Below are 17,548 nucleotides of genomic sequence, written 5' to 3'. Positions count from 1 at the left end.
CGCGCCGCGCGTCCCGAATTGATTCCTCTGTTCCCTTGCCAATCTGGAGCACCCCATGACACCAATCCGCATCGACAACTACATCGGAGGGCGTCGGATCGCCAGCTCCAGCACGAGAACCTCGGACGTGTACCGACCCGCTGCGGGCGAACGCACAGGCCAGGTCGGCTTGTCGAACGCCGCCGACGTACACGCTGCCGTGGCCGCGGCCAGCGCTGCGTTTCCCGTGTGGGCGGACACACCGCCGATCCGGCGCGCGCGTCTGATGAATCGGTTCCTCGGTCTGATGAACCAGCACAAGGACGAACTTGCGCGCACCATCACCGCCGAACACGGCAAGGTGTTTTCGGATGCGCTGGCCGAAGTCGAGCGCGGCATCGAAGTCGTGGAGTTCGCGTGCGGCATCCCTCAATTGCTCAAGGGCGACTTCACCGATCAGGTGTCCAGAGGGATCGACAACTGGACGCTCCGCCAGCCTCTCGGCGTCGTGGCAGGCATTACTCCGTTCAATTTCCCCGTCATGGTGCCCGCGTGGATGTACCCCGTGGCACTGGCTTGCGGCAATACCTTCGTCCTCAAGCCCAGTCCCATCGATCCCACGGCCAGCTTGCTGGCCGCTGATCTCATCCGCGAAGCCGGGTTTCCCGATGGCGTCTTCAACGTCATTCAGGGAGACAAGGAAGCCGTCGACGCGCTGCTTGAACACCGCGACGTCAGGGCGGTCTCGTTTGTCGGCAGCACGCCTGTCGCCAACCACATCTACGAAACCGGAGCGCGGCACGGCAAGCGGGTGCAGGCCCTGGGCGGCGCAAAGAACCACCTTGTGGTGATGCCGGATGCGGACATCGAGAAGGCCGTGGACGGCCTGATCGGTGCTGCCTACGGCTCCGCGGGCGAACGTTGTATGGCCATCTCTGTCGCCGTGCTGGTGGGCAGTGCCGCCGATCGCGTGATGCCGTTGCTCGCCAAGCGCACTCGCGAGCTGCGAATCGGCGACGGACGTGACGAGGCGAGCGAAATGGGACCGATCGTGACCGAAGCGGCACGCCAACGCATCGTCGGCTATATCGATGCCGGGGTCGAAGAAGGCGCGTCGCTGGTCGTCGACGGGCGATCGCATCGCGTCGCGGGCTCCGAAGGCGGCTTCTTCCTGGGCGGAACGCTGTTCGACCACGTCACGCCGGACATGAGGATCTACAAGGAAGAGATCTTCGGGCCGGTACTCGTGTGTGTCCGCGTATCGAACTTCGACGAAGCCATGCGCCTCATCAACACGCACGAGTTCGGCAACGGCGTGAGTTGCTACACGCAGGACGGCAATGTGGCACGCGAGTTCGCACGCCGCGTTCAGGTCGGCATGGTGGGCATCAACCTGTCGATTCCCATCCCGATGGCGTGGCACGGGTTCGGCGGATGGAAGAAGAGCCTGTTTGGTGACATGTACGCCTACGGAGAAGAAGGGGTCCGGTTCTACACCAAGCAGAAGAGCGTGATGCAGCGTTGGCCCGCGAGCGTCGAGAAAGGCGCGGAGTTCTCGATGCCGGTGGCGAAATGAGCGACGCGCTGACGTTCGACTACGTCATCGTCGGCGCCGGCACCGCCGGCTGCCTGCTGGCGAATCGACTGAGCGCGGACAAGGGCCGGAGTGTCCTGTTGCTGGAAGCCGGCGGGCCGGACAACTATGTCTGGATCCACATCCCGGTGGGCTACCTGTACTGCATCGACAACCCACGCACGGACTGGCGGTTTCGCACCGAGGCCGCACCGGGCCTCAATGGGCGAAGCTTGCTGTACCCGCGCGGCAGGACGCTGGGTGGGAGCTCGAGCATCAACGGCATGATCTACATGCGCGGGCAACGGCGCGACTACGAGCACTGGGCTGAACTGACCGGCACCTCCGAATGGAACTGGGAGCATTGCCTGGCGGACTTCCGGGAGCACGAGGATCACTACCGGCTGGACGCCGGCAAGCGCATGAATTCGGACACCGACTCGTCGGCGTTCGCCTCACTGCATGGTTCCGGGGGCGAGTGGCGGGTGGACAAGCAACGCTTGCGCTGGGACATCCTGGACGCCTTCTCAAAGGCGGCGCAGGAAGCCGGCATTCCCGCAACGGACGATTTCAACGGGGGTGACAACTTCGGCGTCAGCTACTTCGAAGTGAACCAGCGCAAAGGCTGGCGCTGGAACACGTCGAAGGCCTTCCTGCATCCCATTCGCAAGCAGCGAAGCAACCTGACGGTGTGGACAGGCGCGAGCGTCCAGCGACTGCTCATCGAGCGCAATGCGGACGGCCAAGGCGTCTGCACCGGGGCGGTGATCATTCGCGACGGGCAGCGGGTGACGGTTCGGGCCGCGCGCGAGGTCGTTCTCAGCGCAGGCGCCATCGGCTCTCCTCAGCTACTCCAGCTCTCGGGCGTCGGGCCACGGGAACTGCTGCAGCGGCGCGGCGTTCCCACGACGCATCATCTGCGCGGCGTCGGCGCCAACCTGCAGGACCATTTGCAGATTCGGTCGGTGTACAAGGTCGCCGGCGTCCAGACCTTGAATACTCAAGTGGCAAGTCTGTGGGGCAAGGCCAGGATCGCGCTCGAATACGCCTTCAGGCGCAATGGTCCGATGAGCATGGCGCCCTCTCAGCTGGGCATCTTCGCTCGCAGCGATCCGTCGCGTCCTCACGCCAACATCCAGTACCACGTGCAGCCCCTGAGCCTGGAGGCGTTCGGTCAACCTCTGCACGCCTTTCCGGCGATCACCGCGAGCGTTTGCAACATCAACCCGACCAGTCGCGGAACGGTGCAGATCCGCAGTTCCCGGCCGGAGGATCCGCCGGTGATTCAGCCGAACTATCTGAGCACCGACGAAGATCGCCGCGTTGCCGCCGATTCATTGCGAATGACACGACATATCGCGAGTCAGGCCGCGCTCTCGCGCTACCAGCTCTTCGAATACAAGCCCGGCACCCAGTTCCAGACCGATGACGAGCTCGCGCGCCTGGCCGGCGATATCGGCACCACGATCTTCCATCCTGTGGGCACCGCACGCATGGGTCTGGCCAGCGACCCCGATGCCGTGGTCGACAGCCACTTGCGCGTCCACGGCATCAGAGGCCTGCGGGTCGTCGATGCGAGTGTCATGCCGACGATCACGAGCGGCAACACGAACAGTCCGACCTTGATGATCGCCGAGAAGGCCGCACGCTGGATCGCCGCGGGCATTTGAGACAACAAGGAGAAGTTCGACGATGACCACGACCCCGGAACTGCGGCCCAAGCGCGGGCCGCTGGACGGCATCACGGTGCTGGACTTTTCCCGCGTGCTGGCTGGTCCCTATTGCACGATGATCCTGGCCGACCTGGGGGCCCGCGTCATCAAGATCGAAAAGCTCGGCACGGGCGACGACACTCGCGTCTGGGGCCCGCTCGTCGACCATGAGGGGGTGAAGGAATCGGCCTACTTCATGTGCTTCAACCGCGGCAAGGAGAGCATCGCCCTCGACATCAAGAGCCCGCGCGATCGCGAACTCCTCGAGCGCATGTTCGCCAAGGCGGATGTGGTGGTCGAGAACTTCCGGCCCGGCGTGATGGAACGACTGGGCTATGGCGCCGAGCACCTGGCGCGCACGCACCCGCACCTCGTCTATGCGTCCATTTCGGGGTTCGGCCACACCGGTCCCTATAGCGACCTGCCCGGCTACGACATGGTGGTGCAGGCCATGGGCGGCATCATGAGTCTGACCGGTTGGCCGGATTCGCCACCGGCACGTGTCGGGACGAGCTTCGGCGACCTGGGCGCGGCGCTCTTCGCCGCGGTCGGCATCATTGCATCGCTCTACAAGCGAACGGGAGACGCGCAAGGCTCGCGCGTCGACATCGGCATGCTCGATTGCCAGGCCGCGCTGATGGAGACGGCACTCGCCCGGTTCGATGTGGAAGGAGAGGTTCCGACCCGCACGGGCGACAGCCATCCTTCGCTGGCGCCGTTCGAAACCTTTGCTGCCAGTGATGGCCGTTTCGTGATCGCCGCCGGCAACGACCAGCTGTTCATGCTGCTGGCCGAGGCGCTCGGCTCGCCCGAGCTCGCGCTCGACACGCGCTTCCTCAGCAACGATCTCCGTTGCCGCCATCGATCCGAGCTGGTCAAGGCCATCGAGACCATCGTGAGCACCGCGCCGATGGCGCATTGGATCGATCTGCTCAACGTCGCCGGCGTTCCCTGTGCGCCCATCAATACGATCGACAAGCTGTTCACCCATCCCCAGCTGCGGGCGCGCAACATGATCGTGCAGGTCGAGGGCGAGGCCGGGCGTGCGGTTCGCACGGCGGGCAACCCGATCAAGCTCGGTGCTTTCGTCGAGAGCGATCCGCGCGTACCCATCAAGTCCCCGGCGCTCAACGAGCACCGCGAGGCCATCCTGGCCGAGTTGATGGCCGGCACAGGCGATTACGCAGCCGCCGAATCCGAGGACACGCCGACCGCCCCCTCGACCCTGGGCGGGCCGGCGGTGCCCGCGACCCCCTGAACGCCAGCGACCGATCCAACCAGAGACACCTCCATGACCACTGCCTCGACCGACTCCAGCAACCCGCCGCCGACTCCGGCCCGCACAGAAGACGCCGCCGGCGCGAGCAAGCCGGCCGCGCTCACCAACAGGCGCTTCGAAACCATCCTCGTCGAGCGCCGCGAACGCGTGGGGCTCATCACGCTCAATCGTCCGAAGAGCCTCAATGCGCTGAATGCGCGGATGGCCATGGAGGTGCTGAGCGCGCTCAAGTCGTTCGACGCCGACGACAACGTGGGCGCCATCGTCATCGCCGGCAGCCCGAGGGCGTTCGCGGCTGGCGCGGACATCGCCGAGCTGGCGGAGCAATCGCTGGTCGACCTGCAGGGCAAGGATCCATTCGCGCCGTGGGACGAGGTCCGCACGATCGCGAAGCCCATCATCGCGGCGGTCAACGGCTATGCGCTGGGCGGGGGATGCGAGCTGGCCCTGCTGTGCGACTTCATCCTCGCCTCCGAGGACGCTCAATTCGGCCTGCCCGAGATCAAGCTGGGCATCCTGCCGGGCGTCGGCGGCTCGCAGCGCCTGACGCGCGCGGTGGGCAAGGCGCTCGCGATGGATCTCATCCTCACCGGCCGCACACTGGGCGCGGCGGAGGCCAAGGCCAGCGGCCTTGTCGCGCGCGTGGTGCCTGGCGTGGAACTGCTGCAGACAGCCCTGGAGGCGGCGCACACGATCGCAGGCTACAACGCGCCGGCGGTGCGCATGGCCAAGGAAGCGGTGAATCGCGCGCAGGAGGTCTCGCTGACCGAGGGCGTCCTGCACGAACGCCGCCTGTTCCAGTCCGCGTTCGCCACGGAAGGCCAGAAGGAAGGCATGCACGCGTTCCTGGCGAAGCGCGCTCCGGTGTTCCGGCATCGGTGACATCGCGGTCCGCGGCTGCGTCGGCCAAGTCTTGCAGCCGGCCCACCCGCGGGAAGTGCCGCGGAATAGACGTCAGGCGTACCAGGACGCCGGCGTGTCGACCTCGATCCCATAGCGCACGATGGCCTGCGCGCAGAGTGCTGCGTCGACGCGCCCCTGCTCACGCAATGCCGACAGGGCTGCCAGCACGATGTGGTGCCGGTCGACCTCGAAGAAGCGCCGCAGCGCCGACCGCGTGTCGCTGCGGCCGAAGCCGTCCGTGCCGAGCGCGACGAACGGCGCTCGAACGTAGCTGCTGACCAGCTGAGGCCAGGCGCGCACGTAGTCGCTCGCCGCGACGACCGGATCCGTGCCGTGCAGGCATCCGGCCACGTGGCTGATACGCCGTGGCTCGGTCGGATGCAGGCGGTTCCAGCGCTCGCAGTCGCGTGCGTCGCGGGCCAGCTCGGAGAAACTGGTCGCGCTCCAGACCTCGGAGGGCACGCCCCAGTCGTCGGCAAGCAGCTGTGCCGCGGCCAGCACCTCGCGCAGGATGGTGCCGCTGCCGACGAGGCGGACCTGTGCCTTGGACGACCCAAGCGCGTGCGTCGCGAACCGGTACAGTCCCTTGACGATGTCCTCCTCCACATCGTCGGGCAACGACGGCTGCGCGTAGTTTTCGTTCATCAGCGTGACGTAGTAGAAGACGTCTTCCTGGCGTTCGAGCATCTGCCGCATGCCGTGATCGAGGATGACCGCGAACTCGCTGGCGAAGCACGGGTCGTAGGCGCGGCAATTGGGCACGGTCGAGGCCTGCAGGAGGCTGGAGCCGTCCTGGTGCTGCAGGCCTTCGCCGCCCAGCGTCGTGCGGCCGGCGGTCGCACCCAGCAGGAAACCGCGGGCACGTTGGTCGGCCGCGGCCCAGATCAGGTCACCGATGCGCTGGAAGCCGAACATCGAGTAGTAGATGTAGAAGGGCAGCATGGCCTGGCCGTGCACGGAGTAGCTGGTCGCGGCCGCCGTCCAGCTGCTGATCGCGCCCGCCTCGCTGATGCCCTCCTCGAGGATCTGGCCGTCGGTCGCCTCGCGGTAGCTCAGCACCGAGCCGATATCCTCGGGTTCGTAGGTCTGCCCGGAGAACGCGTAGATGCCCACCTGCTTGAACAGGTTGGCCATGCCGAACGTGCGCGCCTCGTCGGCGACGATGGGCACGATGCGCGGGCCGAGCTGCGGATCTTTCAGCAGTGACGTCAGCATGCGCACGAAAGCCATCGTCGTGCTCATCTCCTTGCCGTCGGCCTGCGTGGCGAACGATGCGTACTGGTTGCGCGATGGCACCGCCAGCGAAGGCGCGGCCGACGCGCGCTTCGGCATCGGGCCGCCGAGCGCCTCGCGCCGGGCATGGAGGTAGCGAATCTCCGCACTGTCGGCCTCGGGTCGGAAGAACTCGAGCCCGGCCGCCTGTTCGTCGCTCAGCGGCAGCGCGAAGCGATCCCGGAACGCGATCAGGTCGTCGCGCTCCAGCTTCTTCTGCTGGTGCGTCGTCATGCGACCTTGTCCCGCCGCACCCATGCCATAGCCCTTCTTTGTCTGCGCGAGGATGACCGTCGGCTGCCCTTGCGTATGGACGGCGGCGTCGTAGGCGGCATGGATCTTCGCGATGTCGTGGCCGCCGCGCTTGAGGCGGTCGATCTGCTCGTCGGTGAGACCCTGCACGAGCTGTGCGAGCTGCGGATCCTGGCCGAAGAAGTGCTCGCGGTTGTAGCGGCCATCCTTCGCCGCGAAGGTCTGGAACTGGCCATCGACCGTGCGCGAGAACGCTCGCGCGAGCGCTCCGTGCACGTCCTGCGCGAAGAGCCGATCCCAGTCGGAGCCCCACACCAGCTTGATGACGCGCCAGCCCGCACCGGAGAACAGCGCCTCGAGCTCGTCGATGATGCGTCCGTTGCCGCGCACCGGGCCGTCGAGGCGCTGCAGGTTGCAGTTCACGACCCAGATCAGGTTGTCGAGCCGCTCGCGCGCGGCCAACGTCAGCGCGCTCATGCTCTCTGGCTCGTCCATCTCGCCGTCGCCGAACACGCCCCACACCCTGCGCCGCGAGGTATCCAGCAGGTTGCGATGCTCCAGGTAGCGCATGAAGCGTGCGTGGTAGATCGAGCTGATCGGCCCCAGCCCCATCGAGCCGGTCGGGAACTGCCAGAACTCGGGCATCAACCATGGATGCGGATAGCTCGACAGGCCACGCGTGCCATCGCGCTTGGCCGTGATCTCCTGCCGGTAGTGCGCGAGGTCGTGCTCGTCGAGGCGGCCTTCCAGAAATGCCCGCGCGTACACGCCTGGCGCCGAGTGCGGCTGGAAGAAGACGAGGTCGCCGTCGCCGGGATCGCCGCCGCGGAAGAAGTGGTTGTAGCCGACCTCGAACAGGTCGGCGGCGCTCGCGTAGCTGGCGATATGGCCGCCGAGTTCGCCGTAGGCCTTGTTCGCACGCGCGACCATCGCCAGCGCATTCCAGCGCATCAGCGACGCGAGGCGCTCCTCGATCGCCAGGTCGCCCGGGAAGGGCGGTTGTTGGTCGGGCGAGATGGTGTTGACGTAGGGCGTGCCGCGCGCGGGCTGCCAGCCAATGCCGGGGCCGCTGGCTTCGGCGACGAGCATGTCGAGGATCTCCCGCACGCGCCGCGGGCCGGCGGACGCGGCCAGGGAGCGCAGCGAAGCGCGCCACTCCGCGGTCTCCAGCGGGTCGCTGTCGGTCTCCGCGTGCGTCATGTGGTTCTGGAAAGAGGAATCGCTCATGGTGCTTCCTGAGGAGTCGCCGTGTTGCCGGTGCACGACCCCACGGGATGCGAGCGCAGCGATGAAAGCCTACAGGCTTCGATGTCGGGGCGCGCGCCGAAGGGCTACTCGAACGAACGAGCAATCCTTCGTCATGGCGCCGACAGGAAACGGAGGCTTCGCCTCGTCCGTGCAGCTCGGTGCGACGCTGGCTTCAGGAGCCACCGAACCAGTTGTAGCCTTGGTTCTCCCAGTAGCCGCCCGGGTATTCGTTCGTCACGGTGATCGCGACGATGTGCTTCGCGTTCTTGTAGCCGAGCTTGGTGGGCATGCGTAGCTTCATCGGGAATCCGTACTTCGGCGGAAGCACCTGGCCGTCGTAGGTCAGCGTCAGCAGCGTCTGCGCATGCAATGCAGTGGGCATGTCGATGCTGGTCCAATACTTGTCCGCGCAGTGCAGCGCCACGTACTTCGCCGTGAGGTCGGCGCCCGATTGCCGCAGGAAACTGGAGAAGCGCACGCCACCCCATCGGCCGATCGCGCTCCATCCTTCGATGCAGATATGGCGCGTGATCTGGCTTTCCTGTGGCAATGCCCGCAGTTCCTCGAGAGCCCAGGCACGCTTGCCCTTCGCGAGGCCGCCCACCTGAAGCCGGAAGCTGGCGGCGTCCACGTCGGGCACGTCGTCGATGTCGTAGAACGCGTTGAACGGGAATGGCTTCGTGATCATCGACTCGGGATACGTCGGCGCCATCTCGTTCGGATCGAACAGCAGGCCTTGCACGTGGTCGTTGAAGAACGACATCTTGCGCAGCATGGTGTCGACGGACTTGTCATTGGACAAGTCGCACCCCGACAGCATCGCGAGGCCGCCGACCGTGAGAATCTTCTTGCCGAGCAGCCGGCGAGCCGGGCTCCTCAATTCGTTGCGCGCATCCTTGATGATGGAATCCGCGTGAGACGAAAGAAACGCATTGGGCCGCTGGGATCTGTTGCGAATAGGCATGGCTATCGTCCACGAATCATCAGAAGGAGCGACCGCGGCACCAGTGCGACCATGACGACGTGCACGACGAAGAACGCGACCAGCACGCTCATTGCGCAGAAGTGCACGATGCGCGCGTTGTCGTAGCCGCCCATCAGCGTGCGAATCAGCGGGAACTGCACCGACTTCCAGACCGCCAGTCCCGACAGGATCACGAGCATGATGTCGGCGATGACGACGAGGTAGGCGAACTTCTGTACGGCGTTGTAGTGTGCGAGGTCGTCGTGCCCGAGCCTGCCGCGCAGCGCGGCGACCAGATCCACCGCCAGCGACTTGAAGCTGATCGGCAGCAACTTCCGACGCAGGCGCCCGGACGCCAGGTTCAGTCCCAGGTAGACGATGAAATTCGCGATCAGCACCCACATGATCGCGAAGTGCCACAGCAGGGCGCCACCGAGCCACCGACCCAGTGTGATGGCGGGGGGGAAATGCACGGCACGAAAGATCGGCGAGGCGTCGTAGACCTGCCAGCCGCTCATCACCATCAGGACGACGGCGATCGCGTTGATCCAGTGCGTGATGCGGAGCCAGGCGGGTTGAATCGTTACAGGGCGCATGACGACCTCGCGACCGGCGATGCTTTCAAATTGAACGGATGAAAAAGGAGGATCGCAACGTCACAGGCAACAAGCGGCCCGTCGCCGCCGTCGCCATCGTCTGCGATCCTCAAGCCGACACCTCGTCGGGACCGCTTCCAATTCCGCTTGCCGCCAATGGAGTTGATCAGGGCCATGAGCAACTCCATTGGAGCGGCATCGCCCGTCAGAACGCCGGAACCATGCCGTCCTTCTCGACGAACAGCACGTGCGCGTCGTAGACGCCACCGGCACCCGGCGTCACCACGAGGAACACCTTCTTGCCCGGCACCAGATCCGCTCGGCTCGCCGGAACCGGCGTCACGACGGGCACGTTTTCCGGCACGATCACCGAGGTGGTTCCGCCCTTGAACGACATGCTCAGTTCACGGCCCTTGGTGCCGGTGACCACCGCGTCCACGTTCGCATTCGTCATCGTGCTGGCAGGCCCGAAGTCGTAGGGAAAGTGGCCCTCGGCCGTGCCGCGCGCGGCCTCGGGAAAGACGATCAACGCGGTTGCGACCTGCTTGCCGTCGCTGCCCGTGATCGCGGGCGTCCCGACGTACGTCCCGACCTTGGCGTCGGCGAGCTTGGCAGGCTTGAACGCCGACACACCGACATCCGCCTTCACATTGATCTTCGCGTTGTCGCCGCTCTTCCGGTGCACGACCAGCGTCTCGCCGCTGAACGACACGACATCGCCGCGAATGCGCTCGGGCTTGACGTCTGCGCCCTGCGAGAAGGACGCGCTCGAGAATGCGACCGCGGCGAAAAGGATGCCTAGCTTGTGTTGAATCGACATGAGTTACTCCATTTATGTGAACAAAATCTGAGCGAGGCGCCAGCCGCTGGCCGACACCATGGTTGCCGGAGGCCAGTCTCCGACGGCAGGATTTGTGCGCTGCCGGGGCGCAGGCGGTTCACGCCGTTTGGTTGCGAGGTCTTGTCATCGCGCCGGAAGGTGTTCGAGACACCCTGCACCGCTCAGTCATAGAACGCCGGCGAATGCTTCTGCGAGAGACTTTGCGACTCGTCGTGGTTGATCCAGAGTTCAGCGTGCTTGTCGGCCAGGACTTGCGCGAGACGTTGCATGGAGGCCTGCGTCTGTTCCGCGTTGGCATTGACCGACGGAACACGGCGTTGCTCCCAGTTGTCGCGGAAGTGAACGGCATCGCCGCTCAGCACGATCCACCCCGTCGTCGGCAGATGCACCAGCAGCGACTGGTGGCCCGGCGTGTGCCCCGGCGTCGACAGGAGCGTCACGCTGCCGTCGCCGAACACGTCCAGGTCGCCCTCGATCGCGCGGATGGGGCGATCGCGTTGGAACGGCGCCGGCTTGCCGGGCGCGAAGGCCCAGTCGAGTTCGGTCTTCTGGATCAGCAGCGTTGCATTCGGGAACATGCCGACGTTGCCCACGTGGTCGGGGTGCGTGTGCGACACGGCGACCCACTGGATGTCGGCCGGCTTCACGCCGATCTCGGCGAGCTGGGATGCGAGCGTCTTGCTGCGCGTGGCCGTGCCGACCGGCGAGGTCAAGGGCTTGTCGGCGATGGCGTCGGGGTAGCCCGTGTCCCACAGCAGCCACTGCCCATCGTGCCGGATGAGATAGCAGTTGTCGGACAGGTCGATCGGCTTGCCGACGTTGATGCCCGGCGTCCAGCGTGACTCGTCGAGAGCCGCGTTGTGGCCGCAGTCCATCACGTACAGGCGGTCTGCCGCCGTGCTGCGCGAGGTCGGCGCCGCGCAGGCCACGACTACGCCCGCGAGAAACACAGCGAAGATGGCTTTTGAAAATTGCATGACGAACTCCAATGGGAAGGAAATCAAACTTCCGGGAAGTGCTGCGACGACTTGCCACGCTTCGCCTTGGCGGCGTCGACGACATTCGGAGGCATGTCGTCGAAGCGGAGCCGCATCAGCCGCGGCCAGGGTGCCGCGTCGTGACTTCCTGGACCAGCCACGCGTTGCCATCGGGATCGGCGAACGCGCAGAACGATCCGTAGCTCGTGTGCATGGGATCGGGGCCGGGGAGCCGCGCCTCCAGCGGAAACGGCGCCCCGTGCCACATGTCACTCACGCCGATGCCTCGACGGACCAGCTCGGCATGAGCCGATTCGATGTTGGAGACAACCAGCGCCGAGACCGCCGAACCGGGTGCTGCTCCCGTGATGCCGCTGCCGAAGCTGACCGAGCAGCCCGAGCCGGGGGGCGTGAACTGGACGATGCGAATGTCGGCTGCCGGCGCGTCATCTGCGTCGAGCCTCCAACCAAGGAGTTGGTAGAACTGCTTGGATCGCTCGATGTCGGACACGGCGATGACGCTGACCTCGACATTCATGGCGACGCTCGTCGCGCCAGCGTCAGACTTCTGTTTTTGCATGGGGTACCTGTTTGATTTACGTCGTTCGACTTTTGCAGTCCTCGTGCGGACTTTCAGGAAGGCAGCTTGGCGCCGAGCACATCGATGCGTTCGATCGACGGCGGTTGGGACAACAACTTGGGTGCGTTCGCGCCCAGTGCCTGCGCGATCGCCCCATTGAGGTGGGCTTGGCGTCCCGCTTCGTCAGCGAACGCATCGAAGACGCCGAATGTGGAGGGCCCGAGTTGCAGCGCGAACCACACTGGGGTGGCGGGTTCCTGCTCCGCCATGCCGAGGCCGGCCTGCAGGAACTGGGCGACGTCCTGCTCCTTGCCGGGCTTGGCTTCGAGGCGGACAAACAGTGCGTTCTTGATCATGGATGACTCCGGTCAGGTGAATCGGGGAGTCCACAGTAGGCCTGGAGCGGTTGCTGATGTACATTGGCAAGATTGCCAACATTGATACCTAGATTGCCATGCGCATCCATATCCTCGCGCTCAACGGCGTGTTCGATACCGGCCTGACGGCGGTTCTCGACGCCTTCGGCATGGCCAATGCGTTGGCGGAGATGACCGGCATCTCCTCGCTGCGCTTCGAGACCAAGCTGGTGGGTCTGCGCAAGACAGTCACCACGGCACACGGCCTGAGCGTGCCGGTGGTATCGGCGACCCGCGCACGCACACCCGACGCGGTCGTGATGCCCGCAATCATGCAGATGAGGCCCGAGCCGCTGGTGCAGGCGCTCGCCGGCAGCGAGGTGCGCGAGGCCGGTGTCGTGCTGCGCAAATGGGCCGAGCGCGGCGCGGTGACGGCGACGGCCTGCATCGGCACCTTCGTCCTGGCGGAGGCGTCTCTGCTCGACGACGAGGAGGCCACCACCACCTGGTGGTTGTCGCCGCTGTTCCGGCAGCGCTACCCGCGGGTGCGACTGGACGAATCGCGCCTCGTCGTGCAATCCAACGCCGTGCTGACCGCTGGCGCGGCACTGAGTCACCTCGACCTGGCATTGGCGCTGATCCGGCGCGCCAGTCCGGAATTGGCCAGCCTCACGGCGAAGTACCTGGTGGTGGACGAGCGCGCTTCGCAGTCGATCTACTCGATCCCGGACCACCTGGCCCATGCCGATCCGTTGATACGGCAGTTCGAACGCTGGGCGCGCGGACGCCTGGCCGAAGGGTTTTCGCTCGATCAGGCCGTGGAGGAGCTCGCGACCAGCAAGCGCACCCTGGCACGCCGGATGGAAGGCGTGCTGGGCAAGACGCCGCTCGCCTACTTCCAGGACCTCCGGATCGAGCGCGCGGTGCACCTTCTCAGCACCAGCGATGCCAGTGTGGACCAGATTGCCAATGAAGTCGGCTACGCCGAAGGCGTGACCCTGAGAACGCTGCTGCGCCGGAAGCTCGGCCGCGGCGTGCGCGAGATCCGTGGGGGTCTTTGAGCTGTGCCGCCGACACGAGAATCTCGGCGACACCTTCGTCCAATGGCCTCGCGGTGATGTCTTTGCTGTAATTGCTGCCCGTGCTACCTGACGTGGCGTCCAGCTTGTCAGGCCGCCGGAGTGATGGGGGCAGCATTCCCGGCGAGATGACGGTTCACCTGCGCGCTGGCCGACAATGGCGAGTCGAGTCGATCTCGTCAACCACACCGTGATCGAGGCGCCCTGTTCGACGCAGTGCGCGCCGCGTTCCGCAAGACAAGGCACTGACATCGATGCACACTTGGCGCATGGTCCGAGATCCACACACTTTTGCGCGAACACAGGAAGTGGCGTGCGCCCCGCTCCGAGGGGGAGCATGACTTCACGAGTTCCATCCAAAACCGGGTCACCGCTCGCGACGAGCGAGGTGCCGGTTGTTTTCGTTGTTGACGACGATGTCTCGGTACGTGAGTCGTTGGAACTGTTGATCGCTTCTGCCGGCTGGCAGGCACAGACATTCGAGTCCGCGCTGAAATTCATCGACTGCCCGCGCGTCCATGCCCCGAGTTGCCTGCTCCTCGACGTCTCGATGCCGGACTTGAACGGTCTGGAGTTGCAGAAGCGAGTGGCGACCGAACGCTCCGACATGCCCATCATCTTCATCACGGGGCATGGCGATGTGCCGACGACCGTGCAGGCGATGAAGGCGGGCGCGGTGGAATTCCTGACCAAGCCGCTGCGAACCGAAGTGCTCATCGGCGCCATCGCGAGTGCTCTCGAGCGCAGCCGGATCTCGTTGGAACACGAAGAGGAGATGCAGTCGTTGCGCGATCGATATGCGTCACTGACCAAGCGCGAACGCGAAGTCATGGCACTGGTCGTGATCGGCTTGCTGAACAAGCAGGTCGGCAGCGAGCTGGGCATCAGCGAGATCACGGTCAAGGCACACCGGGGCAGGTTGATGCAGAAGATGAATGCCGCGTCCCTGCCCGATCTGGTCATCATGTCGGCGCACCTGGGAATCCAGGGCGGCACGGTGGGGCGCGTCGGGCGCGGATCCATCAAGTTCGGCATGGCTCGTTGAACTGGCGCGCTCATCGCGATCCGACGGCCGCCGGCGATCCGGACAGCGATTCACGGTAGGCGAAAAGCGCAGGCGCTCCACCCGTCATGATGAAGAGGATGTTTTCCCCGCGATCGAACTCGCGGCGCTTGGCCTGGTCGAGCAATCCGGCGAAGGCCTTGGCCGAATAGACGGGATCGAGCAGCAACCCCTCGCTTCGGGCAAAGAAATTCAGGGCATCGACTGCTTGCCGCGTCAGGTGGCCGTAGCCTGGCCCGCGGTGCGAGTCATCCACGATGACGTCGTCCGCGCGTACTTCTTCCTCGCCCGCCAGCAGCGCAGTGCAATCGCGCGCCATCGCGAGGGTGTTCGCGCGCGAGGCCTGTTTGTCGGCGAGCACGGAGAAGCCGTGGACGATTGCGCGCCGCCGGAGCAGCGTGAAGCCTGCGACGAGTCCGGCCTGGGTGCCCGCGCTGCCGTTGGCAACGACGACACGATCGAATTGCAGTCCCATCGCCTGCTCCTGGTCGGCGATCTCCAGCGCGCACTGGGCGTAGCCGAGACTGGCGCGGGGCGAACTTGCGCCCGGCGGGAGGACGTATCCGAGGCGACCGTCACTGTCGAGCGCAGACCTGCGTTCCTCCGCGAATGCAGTAGCCGCGACGGCATCCTGTAGCGCCATGACCGTTGCTCCGAACAGCGTGTCGAGGAACGCGTTGCCGCCATCCTGGTAGTCGATGCTGTCATTGGTGGTCAGCGGACGCAGGCCGACCTCGCAGCGCAAACCGAGGCTGGCTGCCGCCGCGGCTGCCAAGCGGACGCTGTTCGACTGACGAGGGCCGGTGGCGATGATCGTGTCGGCACCCGATGCCATGGCCTCGCCAAGCAGGAACTCGAGCTTGCGCAGCTTGCTTCCGCCGCCGCCGAGGCCCATTACGTCGTCGCGTTTCACGAACAAGCGAGCGCCGTTCAGCACAGGCGCCAATGCGGCCTCGACGCGGAGCATGCGTTGAATGGAGGTCGGTCGCTCGAACAGACGCGCACGGGGATGGGGCTCGAACCGGGAGGCCGGCAGCATCGCGTCGACTCCTCAGTACAGACTCGTCGCCGCGCCGTCGTCGCTCGGCGGGCTCAAGAGCCGCGTCACGAACCAGATCTGGCGCGCGTTCGTGCGCACGACCTCTCGGAGGATCATGTCGTGCGTCCCAAGGTCATTCGGCGATTCCGCTTCGCGCCCCAACGGTTGTGCTTCCACGAGGAGACGCTCGTGCGCCTCCGCCAGGCGCTGAAGCTTGTCCAAGGGCGTCTCGATCACGCTCGGGACTCCCGTCTGCAGCGCTTCTTCGTCCATGTTGCGCACCAGCACGAAGGCGACGCCTCCAAGTGCCTGGACCCGCTCCGAGAGCAAGGTCGCGATCCGTTCTTGCTCGTTGTGGTGCTTGTCGAAGAGCAGGTGAAGCTCATAGCAACTCGCGCCAGACGCCTGCAGATTCGCCTTTCTGTATAGCTCGCGAAGATCCGCCGTCTGTGCCAGCAGGCTATTGAGCACCGCGATGCTCCGATGCGGGATGTCCGCGGCGGCCGCCTGTCGATCGGACTCGAGGTCGGTCATCGACTGTGCAATCAAAGCAAGTGCTGGCGGCGGAAGGACGTTGAATTCCATATCGATGCGATGCTGAGAAGGACTGGTTGCACCATTGTTTGCAGACACCTGACCGACCGCATCCACCGGGGGCACCAGCGTCAAACCCAACCTAAGCACCATGGCCGTCGGGCACCGGAGCCGGATGCCGGGAGGCTGATTCGAGGACAAAGTGACGTCACCGGGCTGCCCTGGTTCAGGCGTCGCCCTGGCTAGTCCTTTGGACTGCGATGCTTCGGATGAGCGCCTATGCTGTGCCATTCAATGTTGCGCCAAAGGGAAGTCCATGGATCGGATCGATGCGATGAAACTGTTCGTCGCTGCGTTGAATGAAGGCAGCCTCGCCGGCGCGGGGCGAAAGCTTGGCAAGTCTCCGGCCGCGGTGACGCGTGCGATCGCCTTCCTTGAAGCTCATGTCGGTGTCGAACTGCTTCATCGGACGACGCGATCGCTCAAGCTGAGCGAGGCTGGAGAACGCTATGCCGTGGCCTGTCGGCGCATCCTCGTCGACCTGGAGGAAGCGCGCATGGGCGCGGCGAGCGAGCGCTCGGCTCCGCGCGGCACGCTGACAGTCACGGCTCCCGTCGCCGCCGGCGAAGACCTGGTGCGACCGCTCCTTGATGCATTCATGGACAAGTACCCTGCCGTGTCCGTACGCCTGCATCTTCTCGACCGACCGGCCAACTTGATCGACGAGGGGATCGACATTGCATTGCGCTTGGCGCACCTCGCCGACTCGACGCTCGTCGCCATTCGCGTGGGAGAGGTGAGACGAGTGGTGGTCGCGGCGCCGCAATACCTGGCACAGCATCCGAAGATCGCGAAGCCATCGGATCTGACGCTGCATCAGGTCATCGCAATGACGCACTTCGGCCTGGACTCGTGGACTTTCCCTCCGCTTGCAGGGACGGCGATGCCGCGCTCCGTTTCATTGGCGCCGCGCCTGATCGTCAACAGCATCCGCGCTGCGGTTGCGTCGACGGTCGAGGGTCGTGGCGTCACACGATTGTTCTCGTATCACGTGGCGCACGAGGTGGCCAGCGGCCAATTGGAGATCCTGCTTGCCGGCGACGAATATCCGGCGCTACCGGTGCATCTCGTGGCGCCGCACGGTCGGCTGTCAGTACCGAAGGTGCGTGCGTTCGTCGACTTCGCCGTGCCGCTCCTGAGGCCTGCTTTCGCGCAGCTCTGTGGACAAGCATCGCCGTGATCGCGGCGATCGAATCGTGCGCGGAGCGAAAGAGAGTCTGCCGAATTGCGGCTATTCGCTA

17 protein-coding genes are annotated in these 17,548 nt (G+C 65.3%); 7 read left to right on the top strand and 10 right to left on the bottom strand.

Annotation, left to right across the window (positions count from 1 at the left end):
* The first annotated feature begins 55 nt into the window (after positions 1-55).
* Genes LPC04_RS27335 through LPC04_RS27320 form a run of 4 tightly spaced genes read left to right on the top strand, consistent with a single transcriptional unit; the run spans position 56 to position 5,425 of the window.
* Positions 56-1,555 (top strand): CoA-acylating methylmalonate-semialdehyde dehydrogenase, encoded by a 1,500-nt coding sequence (locus tag LPC04_RS27335; RefSeq protein WP_275685497.1) that lies wholly within the window; start codon positions 56-58, stop codon positions 1,553-1,555.
* Complete coding sequence (locus LPC04_RS27330; protein WP_275685496.1) at positions 1,552-3,222, top strand: GMC family oxidoreductase; 1,671 nt, start codon at positions 1,552-1,554, stop codon at positions 3,220-3,222. Before LPC04_RS27335 ends, LPC04_RS27330 begins: the two co-directional genes overlap by 4 nt.
* A 22-nt stretch (positions 3,223-3,244) precedes the next feature.
* Positions 3,245-4,522, top strand: a complete 1,278-nt coding sequence (locus LPC04_RS27325) for a CaiB/BaiF CoA transferase family protein (RefSeq protein ID WP_275685495.1) — start codon at positions 3,245-3,247, stop codon at positions 4,520-4,522.
* A 33-nt stretch (positions 4,523-4,555) separates the two neighbouring features.
* Entirely contained in the window at positions 4,556-5,425 is an 870-nt protein-coding gene (locus tag LPC04_RS27320; RefSeq protein ID WP_275685494.1) for an enoyl-CoA hydratase-related protein, read from the top strand.
* A 72-nt stretch (positions 5,426-5,497) separates the two neighbouring features.
* Here the strand turns inward: LPC04_RS27320 and mdeB are convergent, their stop codons facing one another.
* The 8 genes from mdeB to LPC04_RS27280 all read right to left on the bottom strand — a co-directional run bounded on the left by mdeB (position 5,498) and on the right by LPC04_RS27280 (position 12,532).
* The gene (gene mdeB / locus LPC04_RS27315; RefSeq protein WP_275685493.1) at positions 5,498-8,197 is read right to left on the bottom strand and encodes an alpha-ketoglutarate dehydrogenase; all 2,700 of its coding nucleotides are present in this window, start codon (positions 8,195-8,197) and stop codon (positions 5,498-5,500) included.
* A gap of 193 nt (positions 8,198-8,390) precedes the next feature.
* Positions 8,391-9,182: a molybdopterin-dependent oxidoreductase gene (locus tag LPC04_RS27310; RefSeq protein ID WP_275685492.1), complete on the bottom strand. Its 792-nt coding sequence runs from the start codon at positions 9,180-9,182 to the stop codon at positions 8,391-8,393.
* Between the two features lie 2 nt (positions 9,183-9,184).
* A complete protein-coding gene (locus LPC04_RS27305; protein WP_275685491.1) occupies positions 9,185-9,778 on the bottom strand; it encodes a cytochrome b/b6 domain-containing protein in 594 nt (197 codons plus the stop codon).
* A complete protein-coding gene (locus LPC04_RS27300; protein ID WP_275685490.1) occupies positions 9,766-9,954 on the bottom strand; it encodes a hypothetical protein in 189 nt (62 codons plus the stop codon). Before LPC04_RS27300 ends, LPC04_RS27305 begins: the two co-directional genes overlap by 13 nt.
* 29 nt (positions 9,955-9,983) lie before the next feature.
* On the bottom strand, positions 9,984-10,598 hold the full coding sequence (locus LPC04_RS27295) for a hypothetical protein (RefSeq protein ID WP_275685489.1): 615 nt from the start codon (positions 10,596-10,598) through the stop codon (positions 9,984-9,986).
* Positions 10,599-10,780: 182 nt separating this feature from the next.
* Complete coding sequence (locus tag LPC04_RS27290) at positions 10,781-11,596, bottom strand: N-acyl homoserine lactonase family protein (RefSeq protein ID WP_275685488.1); 816 nt, start codon at positions 11,594-11,596, stop codon at positions 10,781-10,783.
* Between the two features lie 115 nt (positions 11,597-11,711).
* Entirely contained in the window at positions 11,712-12,176 is a 465-nt protein-coding gene (locus LPC04_RS27285; RefSeq protein WP_275685487.1) for a VOC family protein, read from the bottom strand.
* A 53-nt stretch (positions 12,177-12,229) separates the two neighbouring features.
* Positions 12,230-12,532, bottom strand: coding sequence for a putative quinol monooxygenase (locus LPC04_RS27280; protein ID WP_275685486.1), 303 nt, complete (start codon positions 12,530-12,532; stop codon positions 12,230-12,232).
* Positions 12,533-12,630: 98 nt separating this feature from the next.
* Here LPC04_RS27280 and LPC04_RS27275 point away from each other — a divergent pair, with 98 nt between their 5' ends.
* Both LPC04_RS27275 and LPC04_RS27270 read left to right on the top strand, forming a co-directional pair.
* Positions 12,631-13,593: a GlxA family transcriptional regulator gene (locus LPC04_RS27275; RefSeq protein ID WP_275685485.1), complete on the top strand. Its 963-nt coding sequence runs from the start codon at positions 12,631-12,633 to the stop codon at positions 13,591-13,593.
* Positions 13,594-13,948: 355 nt separating this feature from the next.
* Positions 13,949-14,656, top strand: coding sequence for a response regulator transcription factor (locus LPC04_RS27270; protein WP_275685484.1), 708 nt, complete (start codon positions 13,949-13,951; stop codon positions 14,654-14,656).
* A 10-nt stretch (positions 14,657-14,666) separates the two neighbouring features.
* On the opposite strand, the gene LPC04_RS27265 is transcribed toward LPC04_RS27270, so the two are convergent.
* Both LPC04_RS27265 and LPC04_RS27260 read right to left on the bottom strand, forming a co-directional pair.
* Positions 14,667-15,713, bottom strand: a complete 1,047-nt coding sequence (locus tag LPC04_RS27265) for a D-cysteine desulfhydrase family protein (protein ID WP_275685483.1) — start codon at positions 15,711-15,713, stop codon at positions 14,667-14,669.
* Positions 15,714-15,725: 12 nt separating this feature from the next.
* Positions 15,726-16,388 (bottom strand): ferritin-like domain-containing protein, encoded by a 663-nt coding sequence (locus LPC04_RS27260; RefSeq protein WP_275685482.1) that lies wholly within the window; start codon positions 16,386-16,388, stop codon positions 15,726-15,728.
* Between the two features lie 175 nt (positions 16,389-16,563).
* On the opposite strand from LPC04_RS27260, the gene LPC04_RS27255 reads away from it, so the two are divergent.
* Positions 16,564-17,487, top strand: coding sequence for a LysR family transcriptional regulator (locus tag LPC04_RS27255; RefSeq protein ID WP_275685481.1), 924 nt, complete (start codon positions 16,564-16,566; stop codon positions 17,485-17,487).
* Positions 17,488-17,548 lie beyond the last annotated feature (61 nt).

Source organism: Scleromatobacter humisilvae, assembly GCF_023231945.1.
In the GTDB taxonomy this organism is placed as follows: Bacteria; Pseudomonadota; Gammaproteobacteria; order Burkholderiales; family Burkholderiaceae_C; genus Scleromatobacter; species Scleromatobacter humisilvae.
The sequence above is the reverse complement of the archived record's forward strand: the minus strand, read 5'-3'. Positions and strand labels throughout refer to the sequence as shown.